This window comes from Mesorhizobium sp. BH1-1-5, from assembly GCF_020165615.1.
Lineage (GTDB): Bacteria > Pseudomonadota > Alphaproteobacteria > Rhizobiales > Rhizobiaceae > Mesorhizobium.
In genome coordinates this window covers 15,577-31,273 of sequence record NZ_JAIUIM010000007.1, presented here as the reverse complement: position 1 = coordinate 31,273, position 15,697 = coordinate 15,577, and the positions used below count along the sequence as shown (strand labels likewise).

The 15,697-nt window shown below is 60.7% G+C and carries 12 protein-coding genes and 1 pseudogene; 10 read left to right on the top strand and 3 right to left on the bottom strand.

All coding sequences use genetic code 11. From position 1 onward, the window contains the following. Positions 1-3 precede the first annotated feature (3 nt). From LB572_RS11170 to LB572_RS11125, 10 genes and pseudogenes are all read left to right on the top strand, one after another. Positions 4-1,206 (top strand): FAD-binding domain, encoded by a 1,203-nt coding sequence (locus tag LB572_RS11170; protein WP_224667760.1) that lies wholly within the window; start codon positions 4-6, stop codon positions 1,204-1,206. Positions 1,207-1,451: 245 nt separating this feature from the next. Continuing rightward, positions 1,452-1,877 carry an ion channel gene (locus tag LB572_RS11165; RefSeq protein ID WP_224667909.1) on the top strand — a complete coding sequence of 142 codons (426 nt, stop codon included), beginning with the start codon at positions 1,452-1,454 and terminating at the stop codon, positions 1,875-1,877. A gap of 248 nt (positions 1,878-2,125) precedes the next feature. After that, positions 2,126-3,343: an NEW3 domain-containing protein gene (locus LB572_RS11160; RefSeq protein WP_224667759.1), complete on the top strand. Its 1,218-nt coding sequence runs from the start codon at positions 2,126-2,128 to the stop codon at positions 3,341-3,343. Next, positions 3,340-4,281, top strand: a complete 942-nt coding sequence (locus LB572_RS11155; protein ID WP_224667758.1) for an ABC transporter ATP-binding protein — start codon at positions 3,340-3,342, stop codon at positions 4,279-4,281. Before LB572_RS11160 ends, LB572_RS11155 begins: the two co-directional genes overlap by 4 nt. Continuing rightward, on the top strand, positions 4,265-5,224 hold the full coding sequence (locus LB572_RS11150) for an ABC transporter permease (RefSeq protein WP_224667757.1): 960 nt from the start codon (positions 4,265-4,267) through the stop codon (positions 5,222-5,224). Before LB572_RS11155 ends, LB572_RS11150 begins: the two co-directional genes overlap by 17 nt. Positions 5,225-5,227: 3 nt before the next feature. Beyond that, positions 5,228-7,894 (top strand): bifunctional lysylphosphatidylglycerol flippase/synthetase MprF, encoded by a 2,667-nt coding sequence (gene mprF / locus LB572_RS11145; protein ID WP_224667756.1) that lies wholly within the window; start codon positions 5,228-5,230, stop codon positions 7,892-7,894. Next, the gene (locus LB572_RS11140; protein ID WP_224667755.1) at positions 7,887-9,233 is read left to right on the top strand and encodes a virulence factor family protein; all 1,347 of its coding nucleotides are present in this window, start codon (positions 7,887-7,889) and stop codon (positions 9,231-9,233) included. Before mprF ends, LB572_RS11140 begins: the two co-directional genes overlap by 8 nt. Before the next feature lie 361 nt (positions 9,234-9,594). Then, positions 9,595-11,094, top strand: coding sequence for a Do family serine endopeptidase (locus LB572_RS11135; RefSeq protein ID WP_224667754.1), 1,500 nt, complete (start codon positions 9,595-9,597; stop codon positions 11,092-11,094). Positions 11,095-11,432: 338 nt separating this feature from the next. Then, a complete protein-coding gene (locus LB572_RS11130) occupies positions 11,433-13,610 on the top strand; it encodes a glycogen debranching N-terminal domain-containing protein (RefSeq protein ID WP_224667753.1) in 2,178 nt (725 codons plus the stop codon). A gap of 98 nt (positions 13,611-13,708) precedes the next feature. After that, positions 13,709-14,092, top strand: a pseudogene (locus LB572_RS11125) (chloride channel protein); the annotation flags it as partial. A 193-nt stretch (positions 14,093-14,285) separates the two neighbouring features. On the opposite strand, the gene LB572_RS11120 reads toward LB572_RS11125, so the two are convergent. The 3 genes from LB572_RS11120 to LB572_RS11110 form a co-directional block, all read right to left on the bottom strand. Continuing rightward, positions 14,286-15,005 (bottom strand): DUF4336 domain-containing protein, encoded by a 720-nt coding sequence (locus LB572_RS11120; RefSeq protein ID WP_224667752.1) that lies wholly within the window; start codon positions 15,003-15,005, stop codon positions 14,286-14,288. A gap of 65 nt (positions 15,006-15,070) precedes the next feature. Continuing rightward, positions 15,071-15,352 (bottom strand): hypothetical protein, encoded by a 282-nt coding sequence (locus LB572_RS11115; protein WP_140807034.1) that lies wholly within the window; start codon positions 15,350-15,352, stop codon positions 15,071-15,073. Beyond that, positions 15,352-15,624: a hypothetical protein gene (locus tag LB572_RS11110; RefSeq protein ID WP_224667751.1), complete on the bottom strand. Its 273-nt coding sequence runs from the start codon at positions 15,622-15,624 to the stop codon at positions 15,352-15,354. Before LB572_RS11110 ends, LB572_RS11115 begins: the two co-directional genes overlap by 1 nt. Positions 15,625-15,697: the final 73 nt, after the last annotated feature.

Genomic DNA, 15,697 nt, shown 5'->3' with positions numbered 1-15,697 from the left:
CATATGACCAACCGAACGGTGTTGATTTCCGGCGGGGGAATTGCGGGGCCTGCTCTTGCCTTTTGGCTTGCCGCCGCCGGCTTCCGGCCAACGCTGATCGAGCAGGCGCCTCAACTGCGTGCCGGGGGTTATGTTATCGATTTTTGGGGTCATGGCTATTGGATCGCAGAGAGGATGGGCCTGGCGGCAGACATCAATCGCGTAGGATATCATGTGCGCGAGATGCGCATTGTGAACGATAGTGGAAAGCGCGTCGCAGGCTTTGGCACGGACGTCTTCGGCGAGTTGACAAACGACCGCTATGTGACCCTCGCACGCAGCGATCTCGCTCGCTTGCTGTTCGAAAAGATCAAAGACACAACCGAGATCATTTTCGGCGATGAGATCGTCGGGTTCGAGGAAAGGTCAGATGGCGTCCGCGTGCGGCTGAAACATGGCGCCGAACGCGAATTTGATTTGGTGATTGGTGCCGATGGCTTGCATTCGGGCGTTCGGCGGCTCGCGTTCGGACCCCGGCATCAATTCGAGAAGAAACTCGGCTACGCGGTCGCGGCGTTTGAGGTCGAGGACTACCGGCCACGCGACGAGGACGTCTATTTGATGTACGGGCAGCCGGGACGAATGGTCGGCCGTTTCACGCTTCACCACAACCGCACGCTCTTCCTGTTCGTCTATGCCGTCGACAGCGGCTCCCTGCCAAAAGCGTTGGGCACGCAAAAGCAGATGCTGCGAGAAAAATACGAAGATGGCGGATGGGAATGTGCCCACATCCTGGAGGAGTTGGATCGTACTGACGGGCTCTATTTCGACAGCGTCAGCCAGATCAGGATGAACCGCTGGTCGCAAGGTCGCATAGCCCTCGCCGGTGATGCCGCGTTTTGCGTTTCCCTGCTGGCGGGACAGGGTTCGGCCTTGGCGATCATTTCAGCCTACGTACTGGCAGGCGAACTCCTGGAAGCCGATGGACGGCATCAGGAGGGCTTTCTCAACTACGAAGCGTTCTTGCGGGAGTACATTCAGAAAAAGCAGCGCGGTGCCAAGCGATTTGCCGCCGCCCTGGCGCCCAGGACGCAGCTCGGGTTGCTGATCCGCAACTTGGTGACAAAGGCATTCGCCGTACCCGGGCTTGCGCGCGCAGTGATCGGGAAGGAAATCACCGACGAAATACAGCTACCTGACTATCGGTGGCCATTCCTCGATTCTTGACGGTCACGAGCCACAAACGCAGCACCCCAAGAGCTGCCGAGCCAACTGCTCCACCTGCGACGGCAACCCGATCTGGTGGACCAATCAAACGAACGCGTCGGCCACGTCCAGCCGCACGCGCGAGACACCCCGCCTTTCTTCGGCCCACATGCGCGCAATCATCGTGACCCATCGCCAAGCTCGAACCGGTCCTCTGCGCGCAGCTCAAAAACGCTGAAGAGAGATAGCGAGACAATCCCGTGAATATGCTGATCGCTATCGCCCTGACATTTGTCGCCGTCATCGGGTCGTCTTCTCTTCACTATGAGGCAATCCAGCGCCTCGACAGATTGGCCCGCAGGTCAACTGGAGCTTATCCCGCGTTGCTCTTCGTCATCTGCGGGCTGGTCGGTCTTCATCTCGTGGAGATCGGGATTTATGCCGCGATATTCCACCTCGCGGACCAGACGCTTGCGCTCGGCGATTTCGACGGGAAGGCCTTTCCGACGAGCATGGACTATTTCTACTACGCCGCAGAAGCCTATGCCTCCCTCGGCTACAACAACGTGATCCCGATCGGTGAAATGCGGCTCGTCACGTCCATAGCGCCCTTGAACGGGTTGCTGCTCCTCACCTGGTCAGGCTCGTTTCTGTTCTCGCTGGTTGAAGACTGGCGTGGGAAGGGAAAATAGCTTCGACCAGTGCCCTTCGTGCCTGCTCAGCGTCCCCATCGCTCCCACTTGAGCCTCTCTTTGCGGCTGAGATCGATGGCGGCGTCGATCACGCATAGTGACGAATTGGAACAAATTCGTGAACATGGCCCGGCCGGGTAAATATCGCCCAACTCGTGCCACATTAGAGGCACCCCCTGCTCCCCGAGCAGAGCGGCCAAAGCTTTGCAAGAAAACGATAATTTTCAATTTGTGAGCGGGAGGTATCGATGAATCCTGCGGGTATTCGTGCGCCTTTTTCGAACCCGACAACCTATGTCGCAACAGCTCTATTCGCGGTAGGCCTCGTTGCAACAACACCTCAGGCATACGCACAAGGCGCCGCGGGTGCCGCCAGCCAGGCGCCGACCGGCTTGTGGCTGACCACGCCCTATCCTGAATTCTCGGCCCAAGCCGGGAAGAACGTCAGCGTCCCCTTGAGCCTGGCTAACCGCGGACTGCCGCCGCAACGCGTCGAACTCGGTGTCGACGGCCTGCCTGAGGGCTGGAAGTGGGAGATCGATGGCGGCGGCAAACCCGTTACCGCGGCAATCGCCGACTCGGACGGCACGGTCAGCCTGACGCTGAAGTTGACGCCGCCAGCAGGCGACGTTGGCAAGGCAGTGAACTTTGACGTGTCTGGCAAGGCCTCCACGGAGGCTCTGAAATTGCCAATGGCGATGACGCTTGCCAAGACCGAGCCGGCGAAGCTGACGCTGGAACCCAAGCTTCCCGCGCTGCGCGGAACTGCCAAATCGGCCTTCGACTTCCAGGTCGATATCAAGAACGATGGCCAGGAAGACTCGACAGTTAATCTTCTGTCTAAGGCGCCGCCTGGTTTTCAGGTGACCTTCAAGCAGGGCTACGGATCGCAGGAACTGACCAGCCTGCCGCTGAAGGCAGGGGAATCGAAGACGCTCTCGGTCAGCGTCCAGCCGCCGGACAACGCCCAGGCGGGTCAATATCCAGTGGCAGTCGCAGCCAGCGGCGGCACCGCCAGCGCCGACACCAAGCTGCTGCTCGACATCACCGGCAGGCCATCGGTATCCCTTGCAGGTCCGCAGGGCCGGTTGTCCGGCGATGCCACGGCCGGTCAGGAGCGCACCTTCACATTCACCTTGTCGAACAGCGGCTCGGCCCCGGCCCGCGACGTCAAGCTTTCGGCGAGCCCGCCATCTGGCTGGAAGGTTACCTTCAATCCCGAAAAGGTGGATGAGATCGCGCCTGGCGGGACGTCCGATGTCGGCGTCTCGATGACGCCTTCGACCCAGGCGATCGCCGGCGACTATATGGTCTCGGTCCGGGCAAACGGTGACGGCGCATCCGACAACGCCGATTTCCGCGTGACAGTCCGGACATCCACGCTTTGGGGCGTGACAGGCCTTGGCGTGATCGGCGCCTCCGCGCTGATGCTCGCTTTTGCCGTGACGCGGTACGGACGGCGATGAGCCCGGTCATCGAAGCGCACGGCCTTGTCAAGCGCTACGGCCGATTTCCGGCGGTCGACGGAATCGATCTCGCCATCGAGAAGGGCGAGGTCTTCGGTCTGCTCGGCCCGAATGGTTCGGGAAAGACCACCACGCTCCTCTTGCTGCTCGGGCTGACCGAGCCTACTGCCGGATCGATCCGCGTTCTGGGACTTGACCCGTTGCGCCAACCGCTGACGGTCAAGCGTCAGGTAGGTTACCTCCCGGACCAGATCGGCTTCTACGTTCATCTGACCGCATGGGAAAATCTCACCTACACGGCAAGGCTTGCGGGTTTGGTGTCCGGCGAGGCCGACGCGCGTATCGCCGGCGCATTGAGACGTGTTCGGCTGGCGGAGGTCGCCGACCGCCGCGTCGCAACCTTCTCACGCGGGATGCGCCAGCGGCTCGGACTTGCAGAAGTGCTGGTCAAGCAGGCCGAGATCGCCATTCTTGACGAGCCGACGTCCGGCCTCGACCCGCAATCGACACAGGAACTTCTGGAACTGATCCGAGAGCTGGCGGGCCAGGGCATGACCTTCGTCCTTTCCTCGCACCTGCTCGCGATGATGCAGACGGTCTGCAGCCGGGTGGCACTTTTCCGAAGAGGCCGCATAGGCCTCATCGGCTCGGTGGAGAACCTCACCTCGGACGTCCTTGGCAGCACGCATACGGTCGAGGTCGAAGTCGAAAACACTGATCTGTCGAAGGTGCTTGCCCGGGCGCCGCACATATCGGGCCTGAGGCCCTTGAGGGAGGGACGCTGGCGGGTCGATGCCGACGCGGACGTCAGGGCCGACATTGCCCGTCTTGTCGTTGGTGCCGGCGGTGCGCTCCATTCAATGACCATTCGCCAGGCTACGCTCGACGAGGTCTATGTCCAGTTTTTCGAGGGAGAGAGCCATGACATCGCGGCGTGAAGGATCACCGTTTGCCGGTCTGTCGACGATCGCGCGCAAGGAGGCAGCCGATCATATGAACAGCATCCGCATCCATCTGGTGATGGTTCTGGTGCTGCTTACGGCGATCGGCTCTGTCTATGCCGCGATCGGCCAGATCAAGGCCACGGTCGGTGAGGATCCGTTCCTGTTCCTACGCCTGTTCACCACCGCGCAGCAGCCGTTGCCGTCCTTCGTCTTCTTTCTCGGTTTCCTCGTGCCGCTTGTGGCGATCGCGCTGGGCTTCGACGCGATCAATGGAGAGTATAGCCGCCGCACCCTGTCGCGCATCCTGTCGCAGCCAATCTACCGCGATGCGCTTCTCACCGGCAAATTCCTGGGCGGGCTGTTGGTCATCGCCATCTGCCTGCTGGCTCTGTGGCTGCTGGTCACCGGCCTTGGCATGCTTCTGCTCGGACTGCCGCCCAGCGGCGAGGAGATCGCCCGCGGCCTTGCTTTTCTCTTCGCCTCTTTTGTCTACGCCGGCGTCTGGCTGGCGGTGGCGATGGCCTTCTCAACGATCGTCAAATCGCCGGCAACGTCGGCGCTTTGCGCGCTCACGGCCTGGCTGTTGTTCACGGTGTTCTGGCCGATGCTGGCACCGCTTATCGCCGGAGCAGTTGCGCCGATCGACCCGCTCGATCCGATGACGGCGGTTCACCAAATCGACATTCAGCAGGCCATCGCGCGGATCTCGCCCAACACCCTTTACGGCGAAACTACCATTGCCTTGCTCAATCCGGCAACGCGCTCTCTCGGCCTGCTGTTGACTAGCCAGTTGAGCGGGGCGCTGATGGGAGCGCCCTTGCCCTTCTCGCTCAGCGTGGCGCTGATCTGGCCACAACTCGCCGGCATGATCGCTGCCCTTCTGGTGTTGTTCACCATCGCCTATGTCTCGTTCCAGCGACAAGAGATACGGGCGTAAGACATGTCGCTTACCGCGCAAACTGATGGTGAAGGCGCGCGCTCCGCAGAAAGCAATTCTACGCCAAGCGCGGTACAGTTGGACCTTCCGCACCTGGGCGACCAATCCGGCGCCAAGGCACGCCGCCTCGGCCTTTCAGCAACGATTTTTGCGGCGCTGACCCTTCTTGTCCTGGCATTTGGCAGCACGATCCAGAGCATCGATTATCATGCGCTTGTGCACGCGCTCAGTCACCTTCCGGCGGCTTCCATAGGCTGGTCGGTCTTCGCGACAGCGGTAAGCTTGGCGGCCGTGGTCGGGCGCGACGTGTGCGCGGTCTACTACGTCGGCGCTCGCACGCCACGTCTCGCGCCCATTGTGGCTGGCTTTTGTGGCACTGCTCTTGGAAATGCAGTCGGATTCGGCACCCTTACCGGCGCGGCCGTGAGATATCGGATCTACCGAGCCGTCGGGCTTCGGTCCGAGGATATTGCCCGGCTCCTTTTGTTTGTCGCTGGCGGCTTCGGCCTTGGCCTTGCCGGCTTCGGAGGCATGACGACACTCATTGAAGCTGAGCCGGTCTCCCACCTTCTCGGCTGGCCGACAGGCGTATTGCAGGTAGCGGCAGGGAGCGCGCTCGCTGGATCCATCATACTCCTGTTGTTTGGCTTGCGCGGACCAGTCCGCGTGGGAAACTTCAGCCTTGCAGTCCCGAGCAAGGCGATCGCGGGCATGCAGCTTGGACTGACGGGTATCCGTCTCTTCGGAGCAGCAACCGCTCTGTGGATGCTTCTACCGGGGGCTTCGATAAATTTCCTAAGCTTTGCCGCTATCTTCTCGGCTGCCACCGCATTGGGGGCCGTCAGCAACCTGCCAGGCGGCATTGGAATATTTGAGGCTGCTGTATTTTGGGTCTATGCGGAACATGCCCCCGTCGATCAGATTGCGGCAGCGCTGTTGGCGTACCGAGGGATATACTTCGGGATGCCATTGGTTCTTTCCGCGGCCTTGCTGGCAATATTCGAAACCCGCCTTGCCTTGGGAACGAGGATGCCCACCGCCAACGATCGGCTTGTCGAGGCGGCCGCTCAACTTTCGCCCCGCTTCATGGGCGTCATCGCATTTGCGACCGGAGTGATGCTGCTCACGTCCGGCGCAACGCCGACTTTCGGCCACAGGCTGGCAGTGCTTTCGATGCGCCTGCCCCTGTGGGCGGTCGAAACGTCTCATTTTCTCGGCAGCCTGGCCGGCGTTGTGTTTCTCTTCGTGGCTCGTGGGCTGTTTGAACGACGTGACGGTGCCTGGTGGCTTGCGTTCTTGATGGCGACAGCAAGTCTCGGTTTGTCCCTGGCCAAGGGACTCGCTTATGGAGAGGCTGGATTCCTGGCGATTGTCATCAGCCTCCTGCTTGCGACCAAACGTCGGTTTGACCGACCTGCTTCAATGTTGGGTCAGCCTTTTACGCAAGGATGGGCCGTCGCCGTAGGCGTGATCGTCCTCGCTGCGGCCGTAATCTTCCTCGTGGCGTTCCGCAACGCCGACTACACAGCGCGCGACCTATGGTGGCAGTTTGAGTTTGATGCGCAGGCCCCCAGGGCGCTGCGCGCCTTGCTGGGCGCCGCAATCCTTGCCGTCGTTATCGGCCTTTGGCAGTTGCTCCGCCCGCCAAAGGGGCTCGCACCTCACCCGGATATCTTAGCGCTTGGACAAGCTTCGCGGATCATTCGTGCCCAAGCAAGAAGCCAGGCGATGCTAGCTCTCATGGGCGACAAGAGCCTGCTGTTCTCACAAACGGGAGACGCTTTCATAATGTACGGCAAGCGCGGCCGCAGCTGGATTGCGCTCTTCGACCCCGTGGGCCCGATCGAGGAATGGCCGGAGTTGATCAAGCGATTTGTTGCATTGGCCGCAAGCCATGGAGGTCGCGCCGCCTTCTACGAGATCCGTCCTGAAAGCTTGCCGTTCTATCTGGACGCGGGCCTGTCAGTGATGAAGCTTGGCGAGGAGGCATGCGTGGCGCTCGCCGGTTTTGACATGAAGGGCAAAACAAGTGCCCACCTCCGCTATTCGCTCAAGCGAGGCGAACGCGATGGGCTGACGTTCGAACTTGTGCCACCCCGACAGATCGCCGAAATCATGGATGCCCTGATCGAGATTTCGGCAGCATGGTTGCGTTCGCGCAGAACCAGGGAAAAAGGATTCTCGATCGCCGCGTTCGAACCCTCATATCTGGGATCCCAATGGGTCGCCCTCGTTCGACAGAATGGCCTTGCCGTTGCGTTCGTTACCGTCATGACAACCGGGGCGCAGAAGGAAGCTTCGATCGGCCTTATGCGGCTTACGAGCACGGCCTCGCCCTACGCCATGGAATTCCTGTTCACGAAGCTCATCCTCGAACTTAAGGACATGGGCTACGGCAGCTTAAGCCTCGGCATCGCTCCATTGAGCGGCGTGTCGGCTGCCCCGCTGTCGTCGCGATGGCACAGGCTGGGTGAGATGATCTGGCGCTATGGAACCCGGCTCTACAATTTCCAGGGCCTCAGAGCGTTCAAGAGCAAATTCAATCCGGTGTGGGAACCGCGCTACCTGGCAGCGTCGGGTACGCTGAGCCCGTTTGTCGTGCTCGCGGATGCCACAGCCTTGATTGGTGCCAGGTTCAAGAGCTCAGGAGCACGATCGCAGAATGAATAAGCTTGCCATTCTCCTGTCAGCGGCATTTGCAATCATGGCGCCAACACCATCACTGGCGATCGAGGGCGGCCGCTACGGGGATGTCCACCTTGTGGTGCCGGATGGTCCGATCCAGGGATACGTCGTCTTGTTTTCGGGGCAGGACGGGTGGAGCGACGCGAACCAGGCAGCGCTAGCGGCGCTGGGGCGGCAGGGTGCACTCGCCGTCGGCGTGGACACCAAAACCTATTTGGCCAGGCTCGCGGAAGAAAAGGAGCCCTGCCACAACCTCGTGGGCGACGTGGAGATACTGAGCCGTCGGCTGCAGCGCGAGCACAGTGGCCTGCAGTACCATTTTCCCATTCTGGCTGGTGTCGATGCCGGCGGAACGCTCGCGGGGGCCATTCTGGCGCAGGCTCCGGTCAACACGGTGGCAGGGGCTGTCTCGGTGGATCCGACCGTGGTTCTCCCGAGCGAACGCCCGCTCTGCGCAGGCGCGCCCTCGTCTCCTCAGCCCGGCGGCTTCGAGTACGGACCGTCCAAGGCCCTGCAGGGGTTTTGGAACCTTGGTTTTTCGGCCGCCGAGCCGAAGGAAGCGCGCGCCTATTTTGCCTCGCTCCAAAGCGCGGACATGCCGATGAGCGTTCAGTCTGTCCCCGGCAGCGCGAGCGATGCGGTGACCTCACTGGTGCAGCCGCATTTCGATGCGGGCGACGCTAGCGGCCTCGCGGCGCTTCCCTTGATCGAATTGCCAGCGTCACACCCAACCGGGCAGATGGCGATCGTTTTGTCGGGGGACGGGGGCTGGCGAGATCTCGACAAGACGATCGCCGAAAAGCTGCAATCGCGGGGAGTTTCGGTCGTCGGTTGGGACAGCGTGCGCTATTTCTGGGAAAAGAAAACGCCTGAGCAGACGGCGGCCGACCTTGCTGCGGTGATCCAGGCCTATGGCGAAAAATGGCATGCCAAGGATGTCGCCTTGGTCGGCTACTCCTTTGGCGCGGACGTGCTCCCATTCGTCTACAACGACCTCGCCACAGGCATCAAAGACCGTATCGCGCAAATCTCCCTGCTGGGGTTCGCCAATGCAGCCGATTGGGAGATTCAAGTCGCAGGGTGGCTTGGAGCCGCGCCCAGCTCCGAGGCCGTTCCGGTTGGGCCGGCGATCGAGCAGGTGCCTGCGAAGTTGCTCCAATGTTTCTACGGAAATGAAGAGACCGACACATTCTGCAACGCGCTCTCCCCGAGGGGCGTCGAGGTGATCAAGACAACCGGCGGCCATCACTTTGATGGCAATTATGCTCGCTTGGCCGAGGAGATCCTGGATGGCTTCAACAAGAGGGTCGCTGCCAGGATGTAGCGCTCCTTGACTGGACGCCGCTCTGGAATTCCCGCCCAGCCGTTGGCGAAGAGCAACGCTTCCGGTGCTGTTCGTCACCGACTGCGTTCGTCCCAAGGGTAGGAGATTCGAGCACGCCAAGTAGCCGAGTATTTGGCTTGGTCAGGAATCGAAGTTTCCAGCTTCGGAAGAAGCAGCGTGAGATCTCCCGATAGCTGAGCCGCGATCAATTATTCGCCAATGTTACTAAAAGTTCATGCGCAGGAAATGACGTTGTAATGCGCCCCTCCCTATTCTTTTCAACACGACGCCCATCAGGGCGCGATATCTTGAAAGAGGATACGAGATCATGAAAGTCTTACCCCGTACACATGGACGTCTGATGGCTGCCGCTGCCTCCCTGGCTATCGCTGGGGCAATCGGCTTCGGGGCCTATGCAACCGGCACGACACCCGTTCTGGCCGATGCCGTGCACGTTCAGTCGGCGCAGGTCCCCGGCTTCGCCGACCTCGTCGAGCGCGTGTCGCCGGCGGTCGTCAGCGTCAAGGTCAAGGCCAAGGTCCAGTCTACGGCCGATGAGGGTTCGAACGATCAGAACGGCTTCAACAACCTACCTGACAATCCGCAGCTACGCCGCTTCTTCAAGGAATTCCGCGGCTTTGGCGATCAGGGTGGCGAGTTCGGCATGCATCGTTTCAACCATCACGACCATGGCAATGGCGAGCCGCGCCCGATCGCGCAGGGTTCCGGCTTCTTCATCTCCGAAGACGGTTACCTCGTCACCAATAACCACGTCGTCTCGGAAGGCTCTGACTTCAGTGTGGTCACCAATGACGGCAAGGAACTCGACGCCAAGCTGATCGGCACCGATCCGCGCACCGACCTCGCGGTGCTCAAGGTCGATGGCGGCAGCACCAAGTTCACCTATGTCGATTTCGCCGACGATTCAAAGGTCCGCATCGGCGACTGGGTGGTGGCCGTCGGCAATCCGTTCGGCCTCGGCGGCACCGTCACCGCCGGCATCGTCTCGGCGCGCGGCCGCGACATCGGCGCCGGCCCCTATGACGACTTCATCCAGATCGATGCCCCGGTCAATCGCGGCAATTCGGGCGGCCCGACCTTCAACCTCAACGGCCAGGTGGTCGGCATCAACACCGCTATCTTCTCGCCGTCGGGCGGCAGCGTCGGCATCGCCTTCGACATCCCGGCATCGACCGCCAAGCAGGTTGTCGAGGACCTAATGAAGAGCGGTTCCGTCCAGCGCGGCTGGCTCGGCGTCGAAATCCAGCCCGTCACCAAAGACATCGCGGAGTCGCTCGGCCTCAAGGCCGACAAGGGCGCGCTGGTGTCGAGCGCAGAAGACGCCGGCCCCGGCAAGAAGGCCGGCATCGCCGCCGGTGACGTCATCACCCAGGTCGACGGCAAGGATGTCGCCTCGCCGAAGGAACTCACCCGGCTGATCGGCGCATTCGCGCCGGGCAAGTCGGTCGACGTCACCGTCTGGCGCAACGGCAAGGACGAGACGCTCAAGGTCGATCTCGGCACGCTGCCGGCAAGCGACAAGCAGGCCTCGAACGACAGCAGCAAACAGGCGGCCCCCGGCAAGGCCGACACGCTGGCCGATCTCGGCCTCACTGTCACCAAATCGGACAACGGCAAGGGCCTGGTGGTCACCGACGTCGATCCTGCAAGTGACGCGGCCGACCGCGGCGTTCAGCCCGGCGACGTCATCACCACCATCAATTCGGCTAAGGTGAACAGCACCGAAGACGTCAACAAGGCGATGGCTGACGCCGTGAAGTCCGGGCGCAAGGCAGTGCTGATGCAGATCACCCGCGACGACTCGAACCGCTTTGTCGCGGTGCCTGTTAACCAGGGCTGACCTGCTCTGAACTACATTCGGTTTGAGCCTGTTTGACTTTCCAGTGCATCGGTTTCACATCTTGAGCCGCCGCGCTGGAAAGATGGCTTGCTGATGGACAGAAGGCCAGGCGAGACCCTCGCGGTCCAGTTCTGCATCGGCTTTCTCCCCTTGCTGGGAACCGCTGTTCTTGCCCGGGAAATTGGCAGTCCGGCTCCGGACATATTCTCGCCGGCGTGAGCAGCGGGAGGCCTTGAGCTTTCATCCGTGACGGCATGCCACGCGCTTGGCCAAATTCCTTTCCGCATCAGATCAAATGGCGACCGACTGCGACCAATGACAGAAAAGGCACCTCCGGCATGACTCTTGAAATTGCGATCGGACCGCCGCGCTTGGCAATCAACGATGGCCTCAGCTTCCTGGTTACAGATCAGGATGGCCAAATCACCTGGCCAACTCACCAAGGTCTATACGCCTCCGATACACGCCTCATGTCCAGTTGGCAGATCTATGCGAATGGAGAACCCTGGGATCTGCTCAACTCCGGGAACATCGCCCACTTCGCCGCCAAGATCTATCTCGTAAACCGGCTCTTCGAGACCGAAACCGGTCCGGTAGAGGCCGGCAATCTGGGGTTGATCATCGGTCGCGCCCTGGGTCACGGAGGGCTGCATGAGGATTTTGACCTGGTGAACCACGGGGCGGAGGCGGTTGAATTCAATCTGGAGGTCGGCATCCGTTGTGACTTCGCCGACCTCTTCGAAGTGAAGGCCGACTCAGTTGTTCGCCGTGGTCGTATCACCACGAAATGGACGCCTGAAAGCGCGCGCCTTCGCACGTCGTACGTCAATCGGGATTTCAGGCGGGCCATCACCATAACGGTAGACAGAACACCCACAAAACCTGTCTATGCGAATGGGAGGATATCGTTCGACATCAGGCTCGATCCCGGCGCTGGCTGGCACGCCTGCCTGCTCTACGACTTCGAACAGGGCCAAAAGACGTCTCGGGCCTCACGCGTCTGCGTCGACGACTGCTTGAGTTCGAAGGCTGCAAAACGGGTCTCCGCCTGGCGCAGCATGGTATGCAAGCTCAGCACCCCGAATGGCGAATTCCAGCAGCTCTACAATCAGGCGATCGAAGATATGGCGGCACTTCGACTGCCGATCGAAGGTACGGACCAGCTCGAGTATGTTCCGGCCGCCGGTTTGCCTTGGTTCATCGGGCTGTTCGGCCGCGACAGTCTGATTGTCTCGCTCCAGAATTCGTTGATCTATCCTGATTTCGCGCGAGGCGCCCTCGATGTCCTTGCTCGGTTTCAAGCCACCTCACATGATGACTATCGCGACGCCGAGCCCGGAAAGATCATGCACGAGCTTCGTACAGGCGAACTCGCTCATTTCAATCTCATTCCGCATACGCCCTACTATGGCACCGCCGATGCGACGCCCCTCTATTTGATCGCGCTTCACAACGCCTGGCGCTGCACCGGAGACGCAAGTTTGATCGAGCGGCACATCGACACCGCCGAGAAGTGCCTGGACTGGATCGATCGCTATGGCGATCGCGACGGTGACGGGTTCCAGGAATACGAAACGCGCTCAAACGCAGGCTATGAGAACCAGAGCTGGAAGGACGCCGACGACGCCGTCGTTTATCCCGACGGCACACCGGTCAAGGGACCGAAGGCCCTTTGCGAGTTGCAGGGCTATGTCTACGACGCCTGGCAGCGAATGGCGGAAATCTACGATGCCAGAGGCGACGGTGATCGTGCCGGGCAACTTAGGGCCAAGGCCAAAACGTTGTTCGAGCGGTTCAACGACGTGTTCTGGGATCAGGCGTCAGGCTTCTATGCGCTTGCGTTGGATGGGAACAAGAAACCGGTTCTGAGCGTCGCTTCCAACCCTGGCCATTGTCTTTGGTCCGGTATTGTCGCACCCGAGCGAGCCAACAGCGTGGTGAAGAGGCTCATGATGCCCGACATGTGGAGCGGCTGGGGCATTCGGACACTCTCGGCCGATCATCGAGCCTACAATCCGCATTCGTATCAAAGAGGCTCCGTCTGGCCCCATGACAATGGTCTGATCGCGCTCGGGTTTCGGCGCTATGGATTCTTCAAAGAAGCTGCTTGTATCGCCGGAGATGTGAGCGGTGCGGCGAGCTACTTCATGCAGCATCGCATGCCCGAACTCTACGCCGGGTCGGCGCGGACGCCTACGACTTTTCCAGTGCAGTACAAGCGGGCAAACGTTCCGCAGGCATGGGCCGCGGGCTCATGCTTTTCCTTTTTGCAGGCGATCGTTGGGATGCGAGCAGACGCGCCCAACGGCAAGTTATACATCGACCCGAAGCTGCCCGATTGGATGCCGGAGATGACCTTAACGGACCTGCGCCTGGGCGAGAATCTCCTCCACCTTCGGTTCTGGCGTACTGGCCCTGCCACGCATTGGGAAGTGTGCGGAGGAGATGCTTCCCTGGTAGAAACGTACAATTGCGCGACGGGCCCCAACTTATCTGAAGCCTGCCGTGGCACCTAATGCATTGGCGCAAACCGTGCAGCAGTCATCCGAGCAGAACGGCGGCAGCGGAGTGCCTCCGATTGCACCGCGCGCCTGGATATAGCCCGTTCCGAAGGTTCTTTTTCGTGGAGAAGTTCGCGGCCGGCCTGCTGTCGATGGTGTCAGGCATCCCAGGGGTATCTTCGCGCCGTCCCTTGCTGTCAGCGCCGGCTTTCGGAGCACGCTCGGCCTGATCCTCGGCACCGGCACCGGCCTAGCCGCCCTGCTTGGTATGGCCGGCTATTGCGCCGGCGTCGTGCAGGCGCCGATGACCGCCTTCGTTATCGTCCTGGAGATGACCGGCGACCACGACAACCTCATTGCGCTGATGTGCGCGGCGATGCTGGGTTTACGGGACTGCCCGCCTCATTTCGCACGAGCCACTCTATCATGCGATGTCCCGGGTGTTCATTGCCGAGGCAATCAGGAGGCGGCGGGCGGTATCGGGAGATGCCGTCTAGGCTGTTTAGGGGCCTCAGAGCCGCCCTCCCAATCGGGTGGCTCGAAAAGCCACACGGACAAGATGATGGCAACAGCCGCCGGCAACGCGATCAAGAGTGCGATTTTCAGCGATTTGCTCATGGCTGGAGCCCAGTCTAGACGCTCCGATTAGAGAGACTAACCAAAAGGGCGTTAAGCTTTTGAGCAGGGTGCTCACAACGCCCAACGAAACGCCCGCTGCAGCTCGGAAAGACCGTCTTTCTCATACCATCGTCCATGCGAGACGATGACGCGTTCCGGATCCCAGTCGAGCATCTGGCGAACGGCCATGCGTAGCGCGGTGCGGCGCCCAAAGAAGCTCATTCGCATGTCGATAGGAGCTTTGCCGTCCGGATCCGCAGCGCCAGCAACCTTCACGAGAATTCTGAGAAACCAGCTATGAATCCGACTTGGCTCAAAGTTCTCGATCAGGTCAGTCAGGATTAATGTTCTGGAACTCCGGTGAAACAATACAGCCTCCGTTAGCATATCGCCGCGCACCACCAGAAGGTCCACGTCGTCGGGCCAGGGCGAATGACGCCCCACCAGCAGTGTATCAACATCGATATGACGCTTCGCCCGACGCGTGAGACCTCGTACAGCCAGAACCTTTGCAGCGGGGACCGCGGCTTTCCAGTCGGGCACCCACCAATAGTGCAGCGAATTCGGCGCAACCAGATAACGAATTGGTCCCAATATCTCGATGGCTGACCGAAGCGCGGGGGAATACGCCACCGGCGAATGGAGGACCAATTCCCCACTTCGCAGCCGAACGATCGTCATGCGCGTTGAGAAGGGGAATTTCAGCCAACCCAAACCGAACCTGATTTCAGATCCATCGACAATCCAGAGGTCGGACGCCACCGGCTTGAGAACGTTGATTGGCTCGTACAAGTCCAAAGCGGACCTACCGTTGGCGTGTCTGTGAAGCATGGCCTGGCTCAGCTCTCGTTGAAAATCTAGTCACAGATGTCCGAGCGGACAGCCACCACTGGCGCGCTGTCGTCGGTCGGAAAGCGCCCGCCTTTGCGCAACGCGAGCCATTGCCCAACCGCCAGCCGAATGAGCTCCAATCGATCCAGATTCATCTCGGCAGCGATCGCCGAGAGATCGCTCTCAGTATCGGCATCAAACGACACGGAGCCAGACATGCGCAGCATCGCCGCGGCCTGGAGATCGGCCAGCCGCTGGTTCTCGCTTGAATCCCTTTCCCCTGCAGCCAAAGTGCTCCTCGCGATCATCAGTCGGGTTTTTGGCTGATCCCAGCCGTGTCGTAGTCCCTCAGCGCGACGATCCAGTTGTCCCTGATCGCCACCAGGACAAGACGCGATCCCTGCGGGTAGTATCTGGGCAGGCCTGCGGCTTGGTCGGCAACGACAGTCCCATCCAGCCTGCAAAGCTCACCACCAAGCAGCCAGTTCTGGTTATCTCGACCGCCGAGGACTGCGGTATAATCTTCGTCGCCTGGATAACCGATCAGGCCTATTTCTTCGTACTCTTCCAATCTGCGCATCGTGATCGCCTGGATATGAACGCTGCGATATTGGGGCTGAGCTGGTGGTGAATGAAAACGGCCCGACACCACC

What these genes read in the sequence shown, in the direction of transcription:
- LB572_RS11170 (WP_224667760.1), top strand. Translation starts at nt 4, where the DNA reads ATGACCAACCGAACGGTGTTGATTTCCGGCGGGGGAATTGCGGGGCCT.
- LB572_RS11165 (WP_224667909.1), top strand. Translation starts at nt 1,452, where the DNA reads ATGCTGATCGCTATCGCCCTGACATTTGTCGCCGTCATCGGGTCGTCT.
- LB572_RS11160 (WP_224667759.1), top strand. Translation starts at nt 2,126, where the DNA reads ATGAATCCTGCGGGTATTCGTGCGCCTTTTTCGAACCCGACAACCTAT.
- LB572_RS11155 (WP_224667758.1), top strand. Translation starts at nt 3,340, where the DNA reads ATGAGCCCGGTCATCGAAGCGCACGGCCTTGTCAAGCGCTACGGCCGA.
- LB572_RS11150 (WP_224667757.1), top strand. Translation starts at nt 4,265, where the DNA reads ATGACATCGCGGCGTGAAGGATCACCGTTTGCCGGTCTGTCGACGATC.
- mprF (WP_224667756.1), top strand. Translation starts at nt 5,228, where the DNA reads ATGTCGCTTACCGCGCAAACTGATGGTGAAGGCGCGCGCTCCGCAGAA.
- LB572_RS11140 (WP_224667755.1), top strand. Translation starts at nt 7,887, where the DNA reads ATGAATAAGCTTGCCATTCTCCTGTCAGCGGCATTTGCAATCATGGCG.
- LB572_RS11135 (WP_224667754.1), top strand. Translation starts at nt 9,595, where the DNA reads ATGGCTGCCGCTGCCTCCCTGGCTATCGCTGGGGCAATCGGCTTCGGG.
- LB572_RS11130 (WP_224667753.1), top strand. Translation starts at nt 11,433, where the DNA reads ATGACTCTTGAAATTGCGATCGGACCGCCGCGCTTGGCAATCAACGAT.
- LB572_RS11115 (WP_140807034.1), bottom strand. Translation starts at nt 15,352, where the DNA reads ATGATCGCGAGGAGCACTTTGGCTGCAGGGGAAAGGGATTCAAGCGAG.
- LB572_RS11110 (WP_224667751.1), bottom strand. Translation starts at nt 15,624, where the DNA reads ATGCGCAGATTGGAAGAGTACGAAGAAATAGGCCTGATCGGTTATCCA.